The sequence below is a fragment of the Bradyrhizobium sediminis genome (assembly GCF_018736105.1).
Classification (GTDB): domain Bacteria; phylum Pseudomonadota; class Alphaproteobacteria; order Rhizobiales; family Xanthobacteraceae; genus Bradyrhizobium.
Map to the genome: position 1 here is coordinate 2451698 of NZ_CP076135.1, position 20545 is coordinate 2472242.

Sequence of the window (20545 nt, forward strand, 5' to 3'; positions counted from 1 at the left end):
CTTGTCCAGCCCCTCGCGCAGGCTGGAGGATCGGTCCCCGGCGGCGGCGTGTGACTCCTTTTCCCTGCCTCAATCGTTCTAGCTGCATCTGGACGCTGGAGCAGAAGGAACCGGACATGGTGGAGAGGAGATCAACAATGCAGATATCACCCGAGAACGGCCGCAAAGGGCGGACCGCAATGGACACCCCACCGATCGTCTCGCCGCAGGAGTGGGCGGCTGCGCGCGAGCAGCTGCTCGTGAAGGAGAAGGCCTTGACCCGCGCCCGTGACGCGCTGGCAGCCGAGCGTCGGCGGATGCCGTGGCTGGCCGTGGAGAAAGAGTATGCGTTCGACGGGCCTGCGGGCAAGGTGAGCCTGTTCGACCTGTTCGACGGCCGCCGTCAGCTGATCGTCTACCGCGCCTTCTTCGAGCCCGGGGTGTTCGGGTGGCCCGAGCATGCCTGCCGAGGCTGCTCCATGGTGGCCGACCAGGTCGCCCACGTCGCCCATCTGTACGCCCGTGATACCACTCTCGCGTTTGTCTCGCGCGCGCCTCAGACGGACATCGCAAGCCTGAAGGCGCGAATGGGATGGGAGATGCCCTGGTACACCATCACGGACGGCTTCGACGCAGACTTCGGCGTGGACGAGTGGCACGGCACCAACGTGTTTTTCCGCGGCGGCGACAAACTTTTCCGTACCTACTTCATCAACAACCGCGGCGACGAGGCGATGGGGAGCACCTGGAGCTACCTCGACGTGACGCCGCTCGGGCGCCAGGAGGAGTGGGAGGACTCCCCGGAGGGCTATCCGCAGACCCCACCGTGCAAGTGGTGGAACTGGCACGACAGTTACGCCGCCGACGCCCCGCGCGACTCGAGGTGGAGCGAGGTGGTGGACAGCGCCTTGGTGACGTTGGGAGAACCTCAACGTTCCGCGCGGTGACATAGGTGCCAGCGGCGCAAATGCGCTCATTGCAGGAGAGAGAGAACATGAGCGAGGTGCTTGCCGGCAGACGCGGCACCGGTGCGCTCGATGGTGAAAACGGTAACGCAGCAGCAATTGGGGCAGCCGATTTTCTATACCTCGCGGCCGCGCCAACCTTCGCGATCATGGCGCTGCTGACGGGCGTCCTTGGCGGCGGATCGCAGGATGCGCTGTGTTCGATCGTGAGTGCATCGCCGCTGAGTGGAATGGTCCCGATGTACTTGCTGATGAGCGCCTTCCATTCGGCGCCCTGGCTGAAGCTGATTTCCAGCCGGCGACGGGCGTCAACCGGGTCTATGACGTGACGTCAAGATGGTCGAGGACGAACGAGTGCGAGTGACGGGCGTTCGTTGCGGATTCTCGTCAATCTGTCACGACCAACGGCGCAGTACGATGCTGGCATTGACGCCGCCGAAACCGAAACCGTTCGAGATCGCATGCTCGATCGGCATGCCTCTCGCTTCGCCCCGGACCAGATCGATGCCGTCGGCAAGGACGTCCGGGTTTTCAAGGTTGAGCGTGGGCGGAGCGACCTGGTCGCGAAGGGCAAGGATGGTGAAAATCGCCTCCAGGCCGCCGGCGGCTCCGAGCAGATGACCCGTGGCCGATTTCGTCGCACTGACCGCAATGCCCTGGTCGTTGCCGAACACGGCCTTGATGGCCGCCAATTCGCCGCTGTCTCCGACCGGCGTGGAGGTGGAGTGCGCGTTCAGATGTTGTACGTCGCCCGGCGCCAGCCCGGCTTGCCGCAGCGCCAGTTGCATGGCGCGGCGGGCGCCTTCGCCGTCTTCGGGTCCCGATGTCAGGTGGTAGGCATCGGCGCTGGTGCCGTAGCCGACGAGTTCGGCGATCGGGGTGGCCCCTCGCGCCAGCGCGTGCTGCAATTCCTCGATGACGAGAATTCCCGCGCCTTCGCCCATGACGAAGCCGTCGCGGTCGCGATCGAATGGACGGGACGCCTGCGTCGGCGTGTCGTTGAAGCCGGTCGAGAGCGCGCGGGTAGCGGCAAAGCCGCCGAGACTGACGAGGTCGATACAGGCTTCGGCGCCGCCGCAAATCGCGATGTCCGCTTCGCCCGCCCGGATCAGCCGCGCGGCATCGCCGACGGCCTGGACGCTTGCGGCGCAGGCGGTGACGGGAGCGCCGATCGGCCCCTTGTATCCGTAGCGGATGGAGATCTGACCGGCCGCCAGATTGGCCAGGAACGACGGCACGGTGAACGGGGAGAGGCGCCGGATGCCGCGCTGATCGGTGGTGCGCACGGCCTCGACGATGGCCGGAAAGCCGCCGACCCCAGACGCTATGACCGTCGCGGTCCGTTCGAGCGACTGCGCATCCGCAGGCGTCCAGCCGGCCTGCGCGATCGCCTCGGCCGCCGCCACCATCGCGAACAGGATGAAGCGGTCCATCTTGCGCTGGTCCTTGCGCGCCACGACGGTATCGGGATCGAATCCGCCCTCGGGGTCATCGGCATTGTCAGGCACCAGGCCGGCCACCCGCGCGGCAAGACCTGCACCGATGGTGGCGGGGAGGGACCGCAGACCCGATCGGCCGGCGAGCAGGCGCGACCAGATCAATTCCACTCCGCAGCCCAGCGGAGACACCGCTCCCATGCCAGTCACAACAATTCGGCGCATGTCATTCCCTATGCTGGAGAAACGTCTGGCCGCATCGCGCGCATCGTGGCTAGCCGCCGATGCATGTCCCGGCTGGCCTTCGGGCCGGGAACGAGAACCACATTGTCCGGCGTGATTGGCGCAAGAGTGCCGGCCGCGACCACGACCGGATCGACCCTGAGCGAAGACGCCCGGTCCGCCATCAGCAGAGCCTCTCCGTGGGAAGAAAGGTATTTGTTGCCCCAGGCGAACATCGTCACGACCACAGGAAAGAAGTCGCGGCCTTTTTGGGTGAGCACGTATTCGTACCAGTCGGGCTTCCTGTGATAGAGGCGGCGCTCGAACAGGCCGCGCTCGGTCAGATGCTTCAAGCGGCGAGCCAGGATATTCGGGGCAATTCCCAGACTTCGCTGGAATTCGTCGAAGCGGGTGCAGCCCTGGAACGCATCACGCAGGATCAGAATGCTCCACCATTCGCCAACGGACTCGAGAGTCCGGGCGGCCGGACATTCCGAACGGGGCTTCTTCCGCGGCTGCATGAAGCAAGGCTAGGCGAGGTACTTGCATTTTGCAAGTACCTCGCCCGCGGTAACTGCAGAAGCGGATCTGCAAAGGCCGCATCCGGCGCAGCGCTGCCTTTCGGGTTGATGGCGGGATCGAGTGGGAGTAACGGCAGCCGTGGCCGGCGCCACGAGAATCAGGGAAGATCGCTGGCTTCCCGGGACCCTAAAGAAAGCAGGAAATCGATGGCACGCGTGCGCTGTATCACCGAAATGGGCATGGGCGTCGACGTCCACGGCAAGGATTCCACCAAGGCGGCGAAACGCGCGGTCTCCGACGCCATCCGTCACTCCAGCCTCGGGTTCTTCCGGATGCTCGGCAAGGCCGCCAGCGACATGTTCGTCGACGTCACCATCGGCGTGCCGGATCCGAGCACGGTCGACACCGCAGCGGTCGCGAAGGAGCTGCCTTATGGAACGGTGACCGTCACCGCGGTCAAGGGCGGGCTCGAGATTCCGGCCGAGAGCGGCGGTGATAGCGTCATCATTGCCAATGCGGCGGTGATCGTGAGTCTGGATGACGGGACGGCTGGCTAGGCTACGTCTCCCGGCTGCCTCGTCGCCGGAGTCTTTGCTGAGAGGAATATGGGCGCTGCAACAACCTGGGTCGCTTGACAACTCCACCAACCTGGGCTGAATTGAATTCAATTCAAGTCCGAGGCGATGATGGCCGCTGAGAGCGTCGGTACGCGAGAGAGGTTGATCCTTGCCGCTCAAGAAGAGCTGATCCGCGGCCACGGTCATATCGAAATGCAGGCCGTGGCAAGACGAGCCCAACTTTCCGTGGGGCTTGCCTATCATCACTTCGGATCGAAAGCGGGCTTGATCGCTGCCGTCGTTGAAAGGTTCTACCGTCTCCTGGATGATGCGGCTTTCGGCGGCGCTAAGATGGTTTCGGAATCGTGGGCAGAGCGAGAAAAGGAGCGGATATCCGCCTATGTCGCATTCCACTATGAACATCCATTTGCCCCCCTTGTGATCGGTGCATTGAGCCGTGCGCCCGAGGTGCTGGATGTCGAGATCGCCTTTACCAGCCGGCAACTCGCCGCGGGCGCGCGGATGCTCAAGGCGGCCCAACGTGACGGCATTGTTCCTGAGAACATTGATCCTCATCTCACGATTGCGCTGATGATAGGAGGGATTCGTCAAGCGTTGATCGGCGCGCTGACCAGCGAGCGGCGCCCTGATCGGAAGAAATTGGCGAATGCCATATGGGACTTCATGGCAGGCGCCTTGCACCTGAAGCGAGCCCCGGGGGCAGGAGCGCGAAAAGCTCGGCTGTTGCCCAACAGCAGGAACAGGCGCCCAATCTAGCAGGAAGGTGACATTGCCTTGTCAGATCCACACGCTTTTCACACCCCACAATCCTCTTACACAAAGGAAGAATTGCTTAGATCCAGCAATGGAGGGTATTTCGGCGCGGGCAATGCGCAATTGCCCGCGCCGCCCATGTTGATGATGGATCGGATCACGGAGATCAGCATGGACGGCGGCGAATTCGGCAAAGGCCGTATCGTCGGGGAGCTGGATATTACGAAGGATCTCTGGTTCTTTGATTGCCATTTTGTCGGTGACCCGGTGATGCCGGGATGTCTCGGTCTGGATGCGATGTGGCAGATTGTCGGCTTTTGGCTTGGCTGGTCGGGCTCACCGGGCAAAGGCCGCGCCGTCGGCGTTGGCGAGGTGAAGTTCAGCGGGCACATCACGCCTGACATCAAGCGCGTGCGTTACGAGGTTGATATGCACAAAGTGCGGCGCGGGAAGTTGGTTCTGGGTATTGCGAACGGTCGTGTGTTTGCTGACGACGCATGTGTCTATGTCGCCAACGATTTGAGAGTAGGCCTGATGAAACCCGCCACCACTTCCGTCAACTCCCCTGAATGACGGCCCCCTTGATCCACCCGCTCGATCATCCGATCTGGACCGCATTGACGACCCGGCAGCGGGCCCTGGCGGAAGGCGGCGCGCTGGCGCGGCGCTATCCTCCTGAAATCGCGCCGTTCGCGGCAACGCCGGATATGTCACCGCAGAGCTTTGCGGCGCTCCACGCGCTGATGTCGAAATCCGACATCGCCGTGCTGTTTACGCCCGACCCCGTGACCCCGCCCGCCGAGTTCAAGGTTTTGCTCGCCGAGACCGGAGAGCAGATGATCGGGACGCTCGCGGAAGCTTCGATCCCAGGCGTGGAAATCGTCACGCTCGGCGCCGATGACGTTCCGGAGATGCTCGCTTTGACCGAATTGACCAAGCCCGGACCCTTCAGCGCGCGCACGCATGAGCTGGGGACCTTTCTCGGGATCCGGATCGATGGAAAGCTTGTCGCGATGGCCGGCGAGCGAATGAAGCCCGCCAACTACACCGAGATAACGGCGGTCTGCGTGCATCCATCGCACCGCGGCCGCGGTTACGGGCAAATCCTGCTTGGTGAGATTTCCCGCCAGATCCTGGCGCGGGGAGAGCTTCCGTTCCTGCACGTATTTTCCAGCAACACCTCGGCCATCGCGCTGTACCGGCGGCAAGGGATGGAAATCCGCCGCCGTTTCCACGTCACCGTGTTGCATCGGCGAAAGTGAACGACCGGCTGAGGCCGCGGGCCGGCCGGCTCGACGCCGCCCGTCGCGGCCGGGACGCTCACAAAGAAGTGACGCCGCACGCGAGGCAAGCGTGTCGGCATTTGCACCCCCTCATTCGTCCTCTGCGCAGAGAGCTCGAATGGGAGATATGGAATGAACGATTCTCGCTATCGCTGGGTCATCGTCGCAGCCGGCGGCTTATTGGGCTGTGTCGCGATCGGCGGCATGTTTTCACTGCCGGTTTTGCTTCAGCCGATCACACGGGACACCGGCTGGTCGGTCGCCGGCGTATCCAGCGCCATGACGATCGGCTTCCTCGCGATGGCCTTCGGCAGCATGATCTGGGGCACACTGTCCGACCGCGTGGGGCCGCGCCCGGTGGTGCTGACGGGCTCGATCGTGATCGCGGCAAGCCTGGCGCTGGCGAGCCGCGCCACCTCGCTGATCGAGTTTCAACTCCTGTTCGGGCTGCTGGTGGGCGGCGCCACCGCGGCGATCTTCGCGCCGTTGATGGCGTGCGTCACCGGCTGGTTCGATACCCATCGCGGCCTCGCGGTGTCGCTGGTATCAGCCGGCATGGGGATGGCGCCCATGACCATGTCGCCGCTGGTGGCATGGCTCGTCTCCTTCCACGACTGGCGAACCACGTTGCAGATCGTTGCCGTCATCGTCGCCGCCATCATGATCCCGGTATCGCTGCTGGTGCGGCGCCCGCCGGCGCTCGCGGGCGGAAACGCGCCTGCATCCGAAACCGGCGCGGCGCCGGCCGAGATGTTGCTCGGCGAAGCGGTGCGTTCGCCGCAATTCATCGTCCTGCTCGCGACGAATTTCTTCTGCTGCGCCACGCATTCGGGACCGATCATCCATACCGTGAGCTATGCCATCAGCTGCGGCATCCCAATGCTGGCTGCGGTTTCGATCTACAGCGTGGAAGGGCTCGCCGGCCTCGGCGGCCGCGTGGCGTTCGGCCTGCTCGGCGACAGGTTCGGCGCCAAGCGCGTGCTCGTCACGGGACTGCTGGCGCAGGCGTTCGGCGCGCTGGCCTATGTGTTCGTGCGCGAACTGGCCGCGTTCTATGCCGTGGCAGCGCTGTTCGGCTTCATCTATGCCGGCGTCATGCCGCTCTATGCGGTGCTGGCACGGGAAAATTTCCCGTTGAAGATGATGGGCACCGTGATCGGCGGCATTGCGATGGCGGGCAGTCTCGGCATGGCCACGGGACCGATCGCCGGCGGCCTGATCTACGACACCTTCGCCAGCTACGCCTGGCTCTATATCGGCGCGTGGGGCATGGGCATCGGCGCGTTCCTGATGGCCTTGAGCTTCCGCCCCTTTGCAAAAGCGCAGGCGGCGCCTGCGCCGGCGTGATCCGTCAATGGCCGCCGCCAAAATAATCCGGCTTCCCCGTGGTCCAGGTCTCGCCCCACAACTGCCCGCCGCCGTCGACCGTCAGCGTTTCGCCGGCGACGAACCGTCCCGACGGCCCGGCGAGGTAGACGCACGCTTCCGCGATGTCCCAGGCTGAGCCCGCGCGCATCATCGGATTGGAGCGCGGGTAGGCGGCGCGAGCCTCCGGCGTGTAAACGTTCCAGCCCTCGGTCTCGATCACGCCGGGGGCTACGCAATTGATGCGGATATTCAGCGGCGCCCATTCGACCGCGACGGCGCGCGACAGGCCGATCACGCCGGCGCGCGCCGCGACCGAATGCGCGATGCCGTAGAGCCCGTGGGTGGTGACCACCACGATGTTGACGATGCTGCCGGGATGTCCGTGGTCGCGCCAGCGTCTCGCCGCGGCCTGCATCATGTACCAGGTGCCGTTGAGGTTGGTGTTGATGACCGTGTTCCAGCCCTTCACCGAAAAATCGATCGCGGGTTGCGGAAATTGGCCGCCGGCGCTGTTGACGAGGCTGTCGACGCGGCCATGCGCGGCCCAGGCCTTGTCGAACAGCGCATCGACCGCGTCCGGGTCCCGGATGTCGGCGGCATGCGCGGAGGCCTTCAAACCGCGGCCGGTCAATTGGCCGACGAGGATGTCGAGCTTGTGCTGATCGCGCCCGACCACGACGACATGCGCGCCCAGCCGTGCCAACAGCCAGGCGATCGCGCGGCCGATGCCGCCCGATCCGCCGGACACGACCGCGACCTGACCCTTGAGCGCGTCGGGTGCGTAAACCGTCGGATGAACCGCAAGCTCCGCGTCGGTCAGGCCGGGTTTTGCGTTCGCTTGGTCATCCATCGATGGCGCCGGCCCTTGTCACGTCAGGCAGTCCCCGTACAGTAGCCACGCAATAGAGTCGAAGCAAAGAACGAGTTGTGATGTCCGATCTTTCCGCCTTTCCGATCACCAAACGCTGGCCCGCCAAATATCCCGACCGTCTCCAACTCTATTCGCTGCCAACGCCGAACGGCGTCAAGGTTTCCATCATGTTGGAGGAGGTCGGGCTCGCTTACGAAGCGCATCTGGTCGACTTCAACAAGGACGACCAGAAGACGCCGGAGTTTCTGTCGCTGAACCCGAACGGCAAGATCCCCGCGATCCTCGATCCGGACGGACCCGGCGTCCAACCGCTCGGCCTGTTCGAGTCCGGCGCGATCCTGCAATATCTCGCCGAGAAGACCGGCAAGCTGATGCCGGCCGGCGCCGCACGCCGCTGGGAAACCATCCAGTGGGTCCACTTCCAGATGGGCGGGATCGGGCCGATGTTCGGCCAGGTCGGTTTCTTCCACAAATTCGCCGGCAAGGAGTTTGCCGACAAACGGCCGCTGGAACGCTATGTCACGGAGTCCAAACGCCTGCTCGGCGTGATGGAGACGCGGCTTGCCGGGCGGTCATGGTTCATGGACGACGACTACACCATCGCCGACATCTCGATGCTCGGCTGGGTGCGCAACCTGATCGGCTTCTACGGCGCGCGCGAGCTGGTCGGGTTCGATGATTTTGGCAACGTCTCGGCCTGGCTCGATCGCGGTCTGGCGCGGCCGGCGGTGCAGCGCGGGCTCGAGATTCCGAAGCGGCCGTGAACGCCTCAGGCCCCGCGCTTGAGTAGTTCGTAATCCACCGGATTGTCGGCGCAGGCCCCGAACCCGCACTCCAGCAGCGTCGAGGCGACATTCAGCGCCGTCAAGGCGATCACGAGCCACACTGCCATTGTCGCGAACAGGCGGGGCGCGACAGGCTGCATCTCTGCGCCATCCCGTTCGAACTGACGGTCGAACAACAGGATGGCCGCGATCAGGACGATGGCCACCGCGAAACCGATCAAGGCAAGGGTATAGTAGTGATAGCCGAGCAGCGCCGTGCCGTAGCCGGCGTCGCCGGGCATGATGTGCAGCAGCACCTGGCGCGTCGAAAAAGCAAAGCCCGCGGCGGCGGCAAACAACGACAGGGCGTAGTGGCTGGGGCGCGGTCCAAAGCGGACGTTCAGGATCGGGCCGACGGCGAGCGCCGCGAACTGGAGGCGCTGAAGCAGGCACAGCGGGCAGGGCAGCTCATGCAGCAGGAGCTGCGCGGCAAACGCCGCCGTCAGCACCAGCGCCACGGCGTAGAGGCCGAGCGCATTGAGAGTGACGGCCAAGGATCGCGTCATGCGCCTGCCTCAGAACGACAGTTTCAGGGTGTCGGTCGCATGATGCAGATAGGTCGCGACAGAGGCTGCAAGCACCGCCGCGAACAAGGCCAGCGCCAGCGGCCGTGGACCTCCACAATACCCTACAATGGGCGATCGATCCGCACCATTCCGGAATGGATCAAAATGCCCATCACCATCTACGGCATCAAGAATTGCGACACCATGAAGAAAGCCGGTGCCAGCAAGCTCGAACGCTCGGCCAGCTGCTCTGATCGCCGCAGAAGCATCCTGCTGCATCGCCTGCCCTGTGGTGGAGACAAGGTCTGCGATTGTCTTGACACCTTCAGCTGTGGCCATTTGATCCCAAGGTTGAGCGCTGCCGCGAGTCAGAATTCGGCAAGGCACCGGTAAGAATGAGACAAAAGATTGGTATGAAAACGAAGATGACGATGTAACCCCACAAGTCGCCCCTGATGATTAACCTCTGGGGAGCAGCTGGGAATGAACTTGCAGGGAAGAAGAACGACCACAAGGCAAAGACCAACACCAACGAGAGAAACAATGCGGGCGTATGTCTTCTCAAGTTCTTCAAGGCACCAGGAATGCTAGCCAGGAATGCCACACCAAACATCGCGAGCGAGATTGCATAAAGCGAAGCGAGCGGCACGAAGAGATGATCAAATCTGGCTCTTGCAATTGCTGATGCGCCTTCCATGGGAAACGCGTCAGCGAGCAGCCGCGCCAGCGAGGGATTGCCGACCAAATCGACCTCGATGCTGGCTGCCTGCGCCACGAAAAACAAAACGACCGCAACACCGCCAATCATCAATTGGATGAGAAAAGTATAGCTGGCGACACGCTGAATCGGCGATTGATAGCTGAAAATAATCGAAATGGTGAGCAGCAGCTTGGCAAGACCTTTACGATCCTGCAGCAATATCCTCTGGGGCACGACATCGCCGCGAAGCTCGCCACGGAATATTTGCTCCACGATCTCTCGGGAGCGAGGGTCCAAGTGACGGGACGATCGGTCAATGAAGGCGCTACCGGAGACGGCCCCAATCAAGGCAGAAGCGATCGAGAGAATCACGCCGAATCCCAGGACAAGAGATACAAGCGCAAAGATTGCCGCGAACGTCAGGGCTAAGTAGATGCTGGCCCGATTACTAGTCATTGGTTCGTATCCGTTCGCAAAGGAAGCAAACTATGCTGCGCCAGTCATGACGATGCTACCGCCCTGCACGGGATTTTGCGAACGCGGCCGCAACCGTTCGCCTCTTGCTGTCTCGTCTCATCATGCGCCTGCCTCAGAATGACAGTTTCAGGGTGTCGGTCGCATGATGCAGATAGGTCGCGACAGAGGCTGCAAGCACCGCCGCGAACAAGGCCAGCGCCAGCGGCCGTGGACCTCGCCAGGCGACGACCATGACGATCGCGACGGCCAGAAAAAGCGCGGTGAATTCCATGTTCGCCCCGGATGCAAGGAAGCCTACAATACCCTACAATGGACGATCGAACCGCACCATTCCGGAATGGATCAGAATGCCCATCACCATCTACGGCATCAAGAACTGCGACACCATGAAGAAGGCCCGCGCCTGGCTCGACAGTCATGGCGTCACGCATGGATTCCACGACTACAAGACCGCGGGCATCGCCAAGGACAAACTGAAGAGCTGGAGCGACGAACTCGGCTGGGAAGCCCTGCTCAACCGCGCCGGCACCACGTTTCGCAAATTGCCCGATAGCGACAAGGAAGGCTTGAACGAGCGCAAGGCGCTGGCGCTGATGCTGGCGCAGCCCTCGATGATCAAGCGGCCGGTGCTCGATCTCGGCGGCAAATTGCTGGTGGGCTTCAAGCCGGAAACCTATGCCAGGGAAGTCAAGCCGTCGGGCGGGTCGCGGGCGCGGAAGGCCTAGCTGAATTCGATCTGGTCGCCGGCCGGAATACGGCCGGGTGCGCGATGGAAGAGATCGCGATCGATGACCGCACGGAGTTTCGGCGTCGGCAGCGAGTCGTTGCCGCGCATCAGATTCTTGATCTCGAAGTTGCCGTCTTCGCTGATGGTCTTCAGCGAGGCGATCACATGGCTGACATTGTCGCCGTTCGAGAACGGCAGCAGCAGCCGCTCATAGGCGACGATTCGTCCATAGACGTCGTCGATGTTGGCAATGGTGTAGACGGGGAGGCGGCGGGCGATGCATTCGTAATAGACCGGCATCATCATGGGCGCGAGCCTGGCGCCGAGATATTCGTCGAGAAGCCGGCCCTTGCCGGTGTGGCCATAGGCGCTCGACATCCGCGTGCCGTCGCTCTCGATGGTCAGGCGCGGCGGCCAGCTGGCGGTATCCACTGTAAAAAACACGAGGTCCGGAAGTTCGTCCTCGATCCGAGCCGGCTGGTATTCCTCGATGCGCGGCATCAACCGTTCGCGGGCAAAAAGCCGCAGCCAGTTGTTCAGCAGGTCCCGCTGCTTGATCGATTTGACGACCGACGGGTTGGCGCTTTCAAATTCCACGGCTGCAATCCGATCTCGATTACAAAACACCAAACTATCGGGTCGACGGGCAATTTCCGATGAAACCGCCGGATCGTGTCAGAACACCGTTAACGCTTGCTTTCGGGACGGATTGAAAGGGAGGCCGAAGACCCCGGCCTCCCGGCTATTCCAATCCGCCGGTAATTCGACTAATGGCACAGCCGGAGCCGGCTTCTGCTCGCCGCGCATGGCAGCTTTCCATCTTGCGCAAACCAGGCCGTTGACGGCATATTCCGGCCGGAGGCGGCAGGTCCGGGACGGGATCTTCCAGGGCGCCCTCGGGGCGTCTCAAGGAGAACCTGCCGGTTAGCAGGAATTCGGTCACGCGCGGTGGCATTCGCGGCGTAGGCTGTCGGGGGAAATTTGATTGGCCGATGAGTTCATTCTCGAAACCCACGGATTGACCAAGGAATTCGCGGGGTTCTTTGCCGTTCGCGATGTCGATCTCAGGGTCCGCCGTGGCAGCATTCATGCGCTGATCGGTCCGAACGGGGCCGGCAAGACGACGTGCTTCAATCTTCTGACCAAGTTCCTGAAGCCGTCAGCGGGCCAGATTCTGTATAAGGGACAGGATATTACGGCGATGGCGCCGGCCGACGTCGCGCGCCTCGGCCTGGTCCGCTCGTTCCAGATTTCAGCGGTGTTCCCGCACCTCACGGCGCTGGAGAATGTGCGGGTCGCGCTGCAGCGGCAGCATGGGCAGTCCTTCGATTTCTGGCGTTCCAAGTCGGTGCTCGACCGTTTCAACGGCCGTGCCCACGAATTGCTCGACGACGTCGGCCTCAGCGAGTTCGCCGCCACGCCGGCGGTCGAGATGCCCTATGGGCGCAAGCGTGCGCTCGAGATTGCGACCACGCTGGCGCTCGATCCGGAAATGATGCTGCTCGACGAGCCGATGGCCGGCATGGGACATGAAGACATCGACAAGATCGCCGCCTTGATCAAGCGGATCTCGGCGAAATACACCATCCTGATGGTCGAACATAACCTCAGCGTCGTCGCCAACCTTTCCGACATCATCACGGTGCTGACGCGCGGGCAGGTGCTGGCGGAAGGCAATTATGCCGAGCTCACCAAGGACGAGCGCGTCAAGGAAGCGTATCTGGGGGCCGGTCATGGCTGATTTGAAGATGGCCGATGCCGCCACGACCAAGTCCGGCGCGGGCGCGCCGGTGCTGTCGGTGCAGAATCTCGAAGCCTGGTACGGCGAATCCCACATCCTTCACGGCATCAATTTCAACGTGAATGCAGGCGAGGTGGTCACGCTGCTCGGACGCAACGGCGCGGGCAAGACCACGACGCTGAAATCGGTGATGGGGATCATCGGCAAGCGCACCGGTTCGATCCGCTTCGGCGATCAGGAGATCATCCGGGCATCGTCGGACAAGATCGCGCGCATGGGCGTCGCCTTCTGCCCCGAGGAGCGCGGAATCTTCGCCAGCCTCGATGTGCGCGAAAACCTGCTGCTGCCGCCGGCGGTGCGCCCGGGCGGGCTGTCGCTGGACCAGATCTTCGACCTGTTTCCCAATCTCAAGGAGCGGCTCAACAGCCAGGGCACCAAATTGTCCGGCGGCGAGCAGCAGATGCTGGCAATCGCGCGAATCCTGCGCACCGGCGCACGGTTCCTGATGCTCGACGAGCCGACCGAGGGATTGGCGCCGGTCATCATCCAGCAGATCGGCCATACCATCGCGCGCCTCAAGAAGGAGGGCTTCACGATCCTTCTGGTCGAACAGAATTTCCGGTTCGCGGCGACCGTCGCGGACCGTTACTACATCGTCGAGCACGGCAAGGTGATCGACGGTTTCGCAAATTCCGATCTGCAAGCCAATATGGACAAGCTTCACACCTATCTCGGCGTCTGAACTACCTCTCAAGCACGATCCAACGGAGAAGATATGAAACATAGAATCTCGGCAGTTTTGCTTGGTACCGCACTGGCGCTTGGCGCAAGTGGCGCCGCTTTGGCGCAGGACAAGACCATCAAGATCGGCGTGCTTACCGATAATTCGGGTCTGTACTCCGATATCGGCGGCGCAGGCTCCACGTTGGCCGCCCAGATGGCGGTTGAGGACTCCGGGCTGGCGGCCAAGGGCTGGAAGATCGACATCGTTTCCGCCGACCATCAGAACAAGCCCGACATCGGCACCAACACCGCGCGTCAGTGGATCGACGTCGACAAGGTCGACATCTTCATGGACGTGCTGAACTCCGGCGTCGCGCTGGCGGTCAGCAACCTGGTGAAGGAAAAGAACGTCATCATGATCAACACCGGCGCGGCGTCGTCGGATCTCACCAATACCAAATGCTCGCCGAACACGATTCATTGGGTTTACGACACCTACATGCTCGCCAACAGCACCGGTCAGGCGCTGGTGAAGGCCGGCGGCGACACCTGGTACTTCCTCACCGCTGACTATGCGTTCGGTCACGCGCTGGAGCGCGACACCGCCGCGGTGGTGGTGAAGTCGGGCGGCAAGGTGCTGGGCACCGTCAGGCATCCCCTGAATTCGTCGGACTTCTCCTCGTTCCTGCTGCAGGCGCAGGCGTCCAAGGCCAAGATCATCGGCATGGCCAATGCCGGCGGCGACACCACCAACACCATCAAGCAGGCGTCGGAATTCGGCATCGTTGCGGGCGGCCAGAAACTCGCCGGTCTCCTGCTGTTCATCAACGACGTTCACTCGCTCGGTCTGAAGGTGGCGCAGGGGCTGAACTTCACGGAAACGTTCTATTGGGACCTCAATGACGGGACCCGGGCGTTTTCGAAGCGCTTTTCCGAGCGCATGAAGAACAAGGCGATGCCGTCGATGATCCAGGCCGGCGTCTATTCGGGCCTGATCCACTACTTCAAGGCGCTCGAGGCGATGGGCGGCAATCCGCACGACGGCATCAAGGTCGTCGAGAAGATGAAGTCGATGCCGACCGATGATCCGCTGTTCGGCAAGGGTACGATCCGCGCGGACGGCCGCAAGATTCACCCGGCCTATCTGTTCGAGGTCAAGAAGCCCGCGGAATCCAAGGGACCCTGGGACTACTACAAGCTGATCGGGACGACCCCCGGTGAGCAGGCTTTCCGGCCGCTTTCGGAAAGCGAATGTCTGCTGGTAAAGAAGTAACAATGGCTGCCCGCCGGCGCCTGGCGCCGGCGGGTCTTCGCCCGGCGATTACAGAAGATTGAGTTTCGAAAGATCGATCGATGCAGGCTCTCTACGCGCAGCTTGGTGGGACTGATCAACGGCTCGTTCTACGCGCTGTTGAGCCTTGGGCTCGCCGTGATCTTCGGCATGCTCAACATCATCAATTTCGCGCACGGCGCGGTTTACATGATGGGCGCGTTCTGCGCCTATTTCCTGCTCAACGTGGCGGGCATCGGCTACTGGCCGGCGCTGATCGTCGCGCCGATCGCGGTCGGCATTTTCGGCATGATCCTGGAACGGACCATGCTGCAATGGCTGTCCGGGCTCGATCATCTCTACGGGTTGTTGCTGACGTTCGGGATTGCGCTGATCGTGCAGGGCGTCTTCCAGAATTATTTCGGTTCCTCGGGCCTGCCCTATGCCATCCCCGATGAACTGAGGGGCGGCATGAATCTCGGCTTCATGTTCCTGCCGATCTATCGCGGCTGGGTGGTGGTGTTCTCGCTCGTGGTCTGCATTGCCACCTGGTACCTGATCGAGCGGACCCGGCTCGGCGCCAATCTGCGCGCCGCTACCGAAAATCCGACGCTGGTGCGCGCCTTCGGCATCAACGTGCCCAGGATGATCACGCTGACCTACGGGCTTGGCGTCGGACTTGCCGCGCTCGCCGGCGTGCTGTCGGCGCCGATCAACCAGGTGCGGCCGCTGATGGGGGCCGACCTCATCATCGTGGTGTTCGCGGTGGTGGTGATCGGCGGCATGGGTTCCATCATGGGCTCGATCATCACCGGCTTTGCGCTCGGCGTGATCGAGGGACTGACGAAATACTTTTATCCCGAGGCCTCCAACACCGTGGTATTCGTGCTGATGGTGCTGGTGCTGCTGGTGAAGCCGACGGGACTGACGGGACGGGCGGCCTGACATGAGCGCATTGACCGACGACACATTACCGGTAACCCCGCGCGCCATCCGCGACGAGATGATCATGTTCGCCGGGATGGCGGCGCTGCTGGCGGCGGTGCCGCTGACCGGCATCTATCCGTTCTTCGTGATGCAGGCGCTGTGCTTTGCGCTGCTGGCCTGCGCCTTCAACCTCCTGATCGGCTACGGCGGGCTGCTGTCGTTCGGCCACGCGATGTTCCTGGGGACTGCCGGCTACTGCACCGCGCATGCGCTGAAGGTCTGGGGCCTGTCGCCTGAACTGGGGATCGTGGTCGGCACCGCGGGCGCCGCCGGGCTCGGCGTCATCACCGGCGTCGTCGCCATCAGGCGGCAGGGCATCTACTTCTCGATGATCACGCTGGCGCTGTCGCAGCTGTTGTATTTCATCTATCTGCAGGCGCCGTTCACCCACGGCGAAGACGGCATCCAGGGCATTCCGCAGGGCTACCTGTTCGGAGTCTTCAATCTCGCCCAGCCGACGGTGCTTTATTACGTCATCCTGGCCGGCTTCCTCGGCGGTTTCCTGCTGATCTATCGCACCATCAACTCGCCGTTCGGCGAGGTGCTGAAGGCCATCCGCGAAAACGAGCCGCGCGCGATTTCGCTGGGCTACAAGACCGACCAGTACAAGCTGCTCGCCTACATCCTGTCCGGGACGCTGGCGGGATTTGCCGGCTCGCTCAAGGTGTTCGTCGCGCAGAATGCTTCGCTGACCGACGTGCACTGGACGATGTCGGGCGAGATCGTGCTGATGACGCTGGTCGGAGGTCTCGGGACGGTGTTCGGTCCCGTCGTCGGCGCCTTCGTCATCATCGCCATGCAGCAATATCTGGCCGGCTTCGGGCAGTGGGTGACGGTGATCCAAGGCGTGATCTTCGTGGTCTGCGTGCTGACGTTCCGCCGCGGCGTGATCGGCGAGATCGCGCATTATTTCCGGCGATCGCTGTAAACGGACCGTTTTCGAGCCGTCTTGAGCCCCTCACAAAGCGGTGGATGAACCGGTTCCATCCGCCGCTCGTGCCGCGCTTGCCCGGGAAAATGGTTTATGACACCTGTGTGACGGGCCGCTCCGGGCCTGGCCATTTCTGCGACAACGGACATACCCCATGCTGATGCGCTGGTTCCGCGCCTTTCTTCCCCGAGAAGAACGGTTTTTCGAGCTTTTTGCCCGGCATTCCCAGACCGTGGTGCAGGGCGCGCTGGCGCTGCAGGGCATGCTGCGCGGCGGCGAGGAAACCCCGGTGTTCTGCCAGCGGGTCAACCAGTTCGAGAACGACGCCGACAACATTACCCGCGAGGTGCTTACCGCGGTGCGCCGGACCTTCATCACGCCGTTCGATCGCGGCGACATCAAGAACCTGATCACCTCGATGGACGACGCCATCGACCAGATGCAGCAGACCGCCAAGGCGGTCATCCTGTTCGAGGTCCGCAGCTTCGAGCCGCCGATGCGCGAGATGGGAACGCTGCTGGTGGAGTGCGCCAATCTGGTCGGCCGCGCGCTGCCGCTGCTGCAGTCGATCGGCGAAAATGTCGCGATGCTGACCGCCATCACCGAGGAACTGACCAAGCTCGAGGGCCGGGTCGACGACCTCCACGATATCGGGCTGAAGGAGCTTTTCCTCAAGCACCGCAACGCCAACACGATGGATTTCATCGTCGGCGCGGAGATCTACGACCATCTGGAGAAAGTCGCCGATCGCTTCGATGACGTTGCGAACGAGATCAACAGCATCGTGATCGAACAGGTATAGGGCAGGGCCGCGCAGTGGACGCCACGCTTGGTCTTCCGATTCTGGTCGGATTAATCGCAGTCGCACTGCTGTTCGACTTCCTCAACGGGTTGCACGACGCCGCCAACTCGATTGCGACCATCGTGTCGACCCGCGTGCTGCGCCCGCAATATGCGGTGCTGTGGGCGGCGTTCTTCAATTTCGTCGCGTTCCTGGTGTTCGGGCTGCACGTCGCCAACACCATCGGCACCGGGATCATCGAGCCGAGTATCATCGACGCGCCCGTGATTTTCGCCGCCCTGGTCGGGGCCATCGTCTGGAACCTGATCACCTGGGGATTGGGAATCCCGTCCTCCAGCTCGCACGCCCTGATCGGCGGACTGGTCGGGGGCGGCATGGCCAAGGCCGGGATTTCGGCCGCGGTCTGGAGCGGGCTGTCGAAGACCTTGCTCGCGATCGTGCTGTCGCCGCTGGTCGGATTCCTGCTGGCGCTGGTGCTGGTCGCGATCGTGTCCTGGGCCTCGGTGCGCTCGACGCCGTACGCGGTCGATCGCGCCTTCCGCATCCTGCAATTCGTTTCGGCCTCGCTGTATTCGCTCGGACACGGCGGCAACGATGCGCAAAAGACCATGGGCATCATCGCGGTGCTGCTCTATTCGCAGGGGCATCTCGGGACGACATTCTCGGTGCCGTTCTGGGTGGTGCTGGCCTGCCAGGCGGCGATGGCGCTGGGCACCCTGATGGGCGGCTGGCGGATCGTCCGCACCATGGGCCTGCGGATCACCAAGCTGACGCCGATGCAGGGGTTCTGCGCCGAAACCGGCGGGGCCGCGACGCTGTTCATGGCGACCTGGCTCGGGGTTCCCGTCTCGACTACCCACACCATTACCGGCGCCATCGTCGGCGTCGGCGCCGCGCGGCGGGTCTCGGCGGTGCGCTGGAACGTGGCAAGCTCGATCGTCTATGCCTGGGTGATCACCATTCCGGCCGCAGCGCTGGTGGCGGCGCTGGCCTACTGGGCGCTGTTGCTGCTGCCGAAATGACCGAAAACCGCGCCGCCTGATTGGGATTTCGCCGCGCAATTCCTATATGGGGTGTGCCGATCCTGCTTGATCCGGCCCGTTTTCCCTGCCAAACGCACGCAAATATGTCCGACCTTGCACTCACAGCCGAATCGCCGTCCCGCTCGCCGCTGGCAACCGAAGTGGCGCGGCGCCGCACCTTTGCGATCATCTCGCATCCGGACGCCGGCAAGACCACGCTGACCGAGAAACTGCTGCTGTTCGGCGGCGCCATCAACCTGGCAGGCCAGGTCAAGGCCAAGGGCGAACGACGCAACACCCGTTCCGACTGGATGAAGATCGAACGCGACCGCGGCATCTCGGTCGTGACCTCGGTGATGACCTTCGAATTCGAGGGCCTGGTGTTCAACCTTCTGGACACGCCGGGCCATGAAGACTTCTCCGAAGACACCTACCGCACGCTGACCGCGGTCGATTCCGCGGTCATGGTGATCGACGCCGCCAAGGGCATCGAGGCGCGGACGCGCAAGCTGTTCGAGGTCTGCCGCCTGCGCGACATTCCGATCATCACCTTCATCAACAAGATGGACCGCGAGAGCCGCGACACCTTCGATCTGCTCGACGAGATCGAAAAGACGCTGGCGCTCGACACCACGCCGATGACCTGGCCGGTCGGACGCGGCCGCGATTTCCTCGGCACCTATGACCTCGCCACCGGCGGCGTGCGCCTGCTCGAAGGCGGCGGCGCCAAGACCGGTGCTGCGCTCGAGATCGACATCGCCGATCTCGCCGGCCGCAATCCCAATCTCGACGTCGGCGCGGTCAAGGACGAGCTCGAGCTGGTATCGGAAGCCTGCAAGCCGTTCGACCTCGCGGCGTTCCGCGAGGGCCATCTGACGCCGGTCTATTTCGGCAGCGCGCTGCGCAATTTCGGCGTCGGCGATCTGCTCGAAGGCCTCGGCAGGTTCGCGCCGCCGCCGCGCGCGCAGGAGAGCAACCTGCGCAGGGTCGAGGCGGCAGAGCCGCGCATGAGCGCCTTCGTGTTCAAGATCCAGGCCAACATGGACCCGAACCACCGCGACCGCATCGCCTTCGCCCGGCTGTGCTCGGGCAAGCTGACCCGCGGCATGAAGGCAAAGCTGGTGCGCACCGGCAAGAACATGTCGCTGTCCAGCCCGCAATTCTTCTTCGCGCAGGATCGTTCGGTGGCGGACGAAGCCTTTGCCGGCGACGTCGTCGGCATTCCCAATCACGGCACCCTGCGGATCGGCGACACCCTGACCGAAGGCGAGGATCTCACCTTCGTCGGCGTGCCCTCGTTCGCGCCGGAAATCGTCCGCCGTGTCCGCCTCACCGACGCGATGAAGGCGAAGAAGCTGAAAGAGGCCTTGCAGCAGATGTCGGAGGAGGGCGTGGTCCAGGTGTTCCGTCCCCGCGACGGCGCGCCGGCGCTGGTCGGCGTGGTCGGCCCGCTGCAGCTCGACGTGCTGAAGGCGCGGCTCGACGCCGAATATTCGCTGCCGGTCGAATTCGAGGTCTCGGAGTTCCAGCTGGCGCGCTGGATCTCCTCCGACGATCGCAAGAAGCTCGACGCCTTCATCGCCGCCAACGGTTCCGGCGTCGCCGACGACGTCGACGGCGATCCGGTGTTCCTGGCCAAGAACGAATTCTATCTCGGCTACACCAAGGAACGCGCCGAAGGCATCGTCTTCTCCAGCGTCAAGGACGTGAAGAAGAAGGCGTAAGGCGAGCCCCATCCTTTGTCGTCTCCCGGCTCGACCGGGGGACACCCGGCACGCCGCGGCCTCTCGATCGATCGCTACCATCTCTGGAATTCCGGGTCGCCCGATCAAGCCGGGCGAAGACACCTCACGGGCGG

Annotated in this window: 24 protein-coding genes and 1 pseudogene; 17 read left to right on the forward strand and 8 right to left on the reverse strand. The window is 63.1% G+C overall.

Annotation, left to right across the window (positions count from 1 at the left end; all coding sequences use genetic code 11):
• Window positions 1-137: 137 nt before the first annotated feature.
• Together KMZ68_RS11610 and KMZ68_RS11615 are read left to right on the forward strand one after the other, a co-directional pair.
• The gene (locus KMZ68_RS11610) at window positions 138-926 is read left to right on the forward strand and encodes a DUF899 domain-containing protein (protein WP_215615899.1); all 789 of its coding nucleotides are present in this window, start codon (window positions 138-140) and stop codon (window positions 924-926) included.
• Between the two features lie 47 nt (window positions 927-973).
• Window positions 974-1273 carry a hypothetical protein gene (locus KMZ68_RS11615; protein ID WP_215615900.1) on the forward strand — a complete coding sequence of 100 codons (300 nt, stop codon included), beginning with the start codon at window positions 974-976 and terminating at the stop codon, window positions 1271-1273.
• 66 nt (window positions 1274-1339) lie between these two features.
• Here KMZ68_RS11615 and fabF read toward each other — a convergent pair whose 3' ends face one another.
• Window positions 1340-2605: a beta-ketoacyl-ACP synthase II gene (gene fabF, locus KMZ68_RS11620; RefSeq protein ID WP_215615901.1), complete on the reverse strand. Its 1266-nt coding sequence runs from the start codon at window positions 2603-2605 to the stop codon at window positions 1340-1342.
• A gap of 8 nt (window positions 2606-2613) precedes the next feature.
• A complete protein-coding gene (locus KMZ68_RS11625; protein ID WP_215615902.1) occupies window positions 2614-3123 on the reverse strand; it encodes a winged helix-turn-helix transcriptional regulator in 510 nt (169 codons plus the stop codon).
• A 207-nt stretch (window positions 3124-3330) separates the two neighbouring features.
• Here KMZ68_RS11625 and KMZ68_RS11630 point away from each other — a divergent pair, with 207 nt between their 5' ends.
• The 5 genes from KMZ68_RS11630 (at window position 3331) to KMZ68_RS11650 (ending at window position 7085) form a co-directional block, all read left to right on the forward strand.
• Window positions 3331-3681, forward strand: a complete 351-nt coding sequence (locus KMZ68_RS11630; RefSeq protein ID WP_215615903.1) for a Lin0512 family protein — start codon at window positions 3331-3333, stop codon at window positions 3679-3681.
• 129 nt (window positions 3682-3810) lie between these two features.
• Window positions 3811-4458 carry a TetR/AcrR family transcriptional regulator gene (locus tag KMZ68_RS11635; protein ID WP_215615904.1) on the forward strand — a complete coding sequence of 216 codons (648 nt, stop codon included), beginning with the start codon at window positions 3811-3813 and terminating at the stop codon, window positions 4456-4458.
• A gap of 18 nt (window positions 4459-4476) precedes the next feature.
• The gene (gene fabA / locus KMZ68_RS11640; protein WP_215615905.1) at window positions 4477-5028 is read left to right on the forward strand and encodes a bifunctional 3-hydroxydecanoyl-ACP dehydratase/trans-2-decenoyl-ACP isomerase; all 552 of its coding nucleotides are present in this window, start codon (window positions 4477-4479) and stop codon (window positions 5026-5028) included.
• Entirely contained in the window at window positions 5025-5717 is a 693-nt protein-coding gene (locus tag KMZ68_RS11645) for a GNAT family N-acetyltransferase (RefSeq protein ID WP_215615906.1), read from the forward strand. The genes fabA and KMZ68_RS11645 overlap by 4 nt, the downstream gene beginning before the upstream one ends.
• A 153-nt stretch (window positions 5718-5870) precedes the next feature.
• The gene (locus tag KMZ68_RS11650) at window positions 5871-7085 is read left to right on the forward strand and encodes an MFS transporter (RefSeq protein ID WP_215615907.1); all 1215 of its coding nucleotides are present in this window, start codon (window positions 5871-5873) and stop codon (window positions 7083-7085) included.
• 4 nt (window positions 7086-7089) lie between these two features.
• Here KMZ68_RS11650 and KMZ68_RS11655 read toward each other — a convergent pair whose 3' ends face one another.
• Entirely contained in the window at window positions 7090-7956 is an 867-nt protein-coding gene (locus KMZ68_RS11655) for an SDR family oxidoreductase (RefSeq protein WP_215615908.1), read from the reverse strand.
• An 80-nt stretch (window positions 7957-8036) separates the two neighbouring features.
• Here KMZ68_RS11655 and KMZ68_RS11660 point away from each other — a divergent pair, with 80 nt between their 5' ends.
• Entirely contained in the window at window positions 8037-8741 is a 705-nt protein-coding gene (locus tag KMZ68_RS11660) for a glutathione S-transferase family protein (RefSeq protein ID WP_215615909.1), read from the forward strand.
• A gap of 5 nt (window positions 8742-8746) precedes the next feature.
• Here the strand turns inward: KMZ68_RS11660 and KMZ68_RS11665 are convergent, their stop codons facing one another.
• The 4 genes from KMZ68_RS11665 to KMZ68_RS11680 all read right to left on the reverse strand — a co-directional run bounded on the left by KMZ68_RS11665 (window position 8747) and on the right by KMZ68_RS11680 (window position 10755).
• Window positions 8747-9295, reverse strand: a complete 549-nt coding sequence (locus KMZ68_RS11665; protein WP_371741450.1) for a disulfide bond formation protein B — start codon at window positions 9293-9295, stop codon at window positions 8747-8749.
• A 21-nt stretch (window positions 9296-9316) separates the two neighbouring features.
• A complete protein-coding gene (locus KMZ68_RS26020) occupies window positions 9317-9646 on the reverse strand; it encodes a DUF5993 family protein (protein WP_249779594.1) in 330 nt (109 codons plus the stop codon).
• The gene (locus KMZ68_RS11675; RefSeq protein ID WP_215615911.1) at window positions 9633-10463 is read right to left on the reverse strand and encodes a hypothetical protein; all 831 of its coding nucleotides are present in this window, start codon (window positions 10461-10463) and stop codon (window positions 9633-9635) included. Before KMZ68_RS11675 ends, KMZ68_RS26020 begins: the two co-directional genes overlap by 14 nt.
• A gap of 133 nt (window positions 10464-10596) precedes the next feature.
• Window positions 10597-10755, reverse strand: a complete 159-nt coding sequence (locus KMZ68_RS11680; protein WP_215602306.1) for a DUF5993 family protein — start codon at window positions 10753-10755, stop codon at window positions 10597-10599.
• A gap of 76 nt (window positions 10756-10831) precedes the next feature.
• Between KMZ68_RS11680 and KMZ68_RS11685 the strand changes: the two genes are divergently transcribed.
• Window positions 10832-11209 carry an ArsC family reductase gene (locus tag KMZ68_RS11685; RefSeq protein ID WP_215615912.1) on the forward strand — a complete coding sequence of 126 codons (378 nt, stop codon included), beginning with the start codon at window positions 10832-10834 and terminating at the stop codon, window positions 11207-11209.
• Here the strand turns inward: KMZ68_RS11685 and KMZ68_RS11690 are convergent.
• Complete coding sequence (locus tag KMZ68_RS11690; RefSeq protein ID WP_215615913.1) at window positions 11206-11808, reverse strand: PAS domain-containing protein; 603 nt, start codon at window positions 11806-11808, stop codon at window positions 11206-11208. The genes KMZ68_RS11685 and KMZ68_RS11690 overlap by 4 nt on opposite strands.
• A gap of 388 nt (window positions 11809-12196) precedes the next feature.
• Here KMZ68_RS11690 and KMZ68_RS11695 point away from each other — a divergent pair, with 388 nt between their 5' ends.
• The 8 genes and pseudogenes from KMZ68_RS11695 (at window position 12197) to KMZ68_RS11730 (ending at window position 20411) form a co-directional block, all read left to right on the forward strand.
• The gene (locus tag KMZ68_RS11695; protein WP_215615914.1) at window positions 12197-12952 is read left to right on the forward strand and encodes an ABC transporter ATP-binding protein; all 756 of its coding nucleotides are present in this window, start codon (window positions 12197-12199) and stop codon (window positions 12950-12952) included.
• Window positions 12945-13694, forward strand: coding sequence for an ABC transporter ATP-binding protein (locus KMZ68_RS11700; protein ID WP_249779595.1), 750 nt, complete (start codon window positions 12945-12947; stop codon window positions 13692-13694). Before KMZ68_RS11695 ends, KMZ68_RS11700 begins: the two co-directional genes overlap by 8 nt.
• Before the next feature lie 33 nt (window positions 13695-13727).
• Window positions 13728-14948: an ABC transporter substrate-binding protein gene (locus tag KMZ68_RS11705; protein ID WP_215615915.1), complete on the forward strand. Its 1221-nt coding sequence runs from the start codon at window positions 13728-13730 to the stop codon at window positions 14946-14948.
• Window positions 14949-15028: 80 nt separating this feature from the next.
• Window positions 15029-15890: pseudogene (locus tag KMZ68_RS11710) on the forward strand (branched-chain amino acid ABC transporter permease).
• Between the two features lies 1 nt (window position 15891).
• The gene (locus tag KMZ68_RS11715) at window positions 15892-16860 is read left to right on the forward strand and encodes a branched-chain amino acid ABC transporter permease (RefSeq protein ID WP_215615916.1); all 969 of its coding nucleotides are present in this window, start codon (window positions 15892-15894) and stop codon (window positions 16858-16860) included.
• Window positions 16861-17020: 160 nt separating this feature from the next.
• Window positions 17021-17665 carry a DUF47 domain-containing protein gene (locus tag KMZ68_RS11720; protein WP_215616294.1) on the forward strand — a complete coding sequence of 215 codons (645 nt, stop codon included), beginning with the start codon at window positions 17021-17023 and terminating at the stop codon, window positions 17663-17665.
• Between the two features lie 14 nt (window positions 17666-17679).
• Window positions 17680-18687, forward strand: a complete 1008-nt coding sequence (locus tag KMZ68_RS11725; RefSeq protein WP_215615917.1) for an inorganic phosphate transporter — start codon at window positions 17680-17682, stop codon at window positions 18685-18687.
• 104 nt (window positions 18688-18791) lie between these two features.
• The gene (locus tag KMZ68_RS11730; RefSeq protein ID WP_215615918.1) at window positions 18792-20411 is read left to right on the forward strand and encodes a peptide chain release factor 3; all 1620 of its coding nucleotides are present in this window, start codon (window positions 18792-18794) and stop codon (window positions 20409-20411) included.
• Window positions 20412-20545 lie beyond the last annotated feature (134 nt).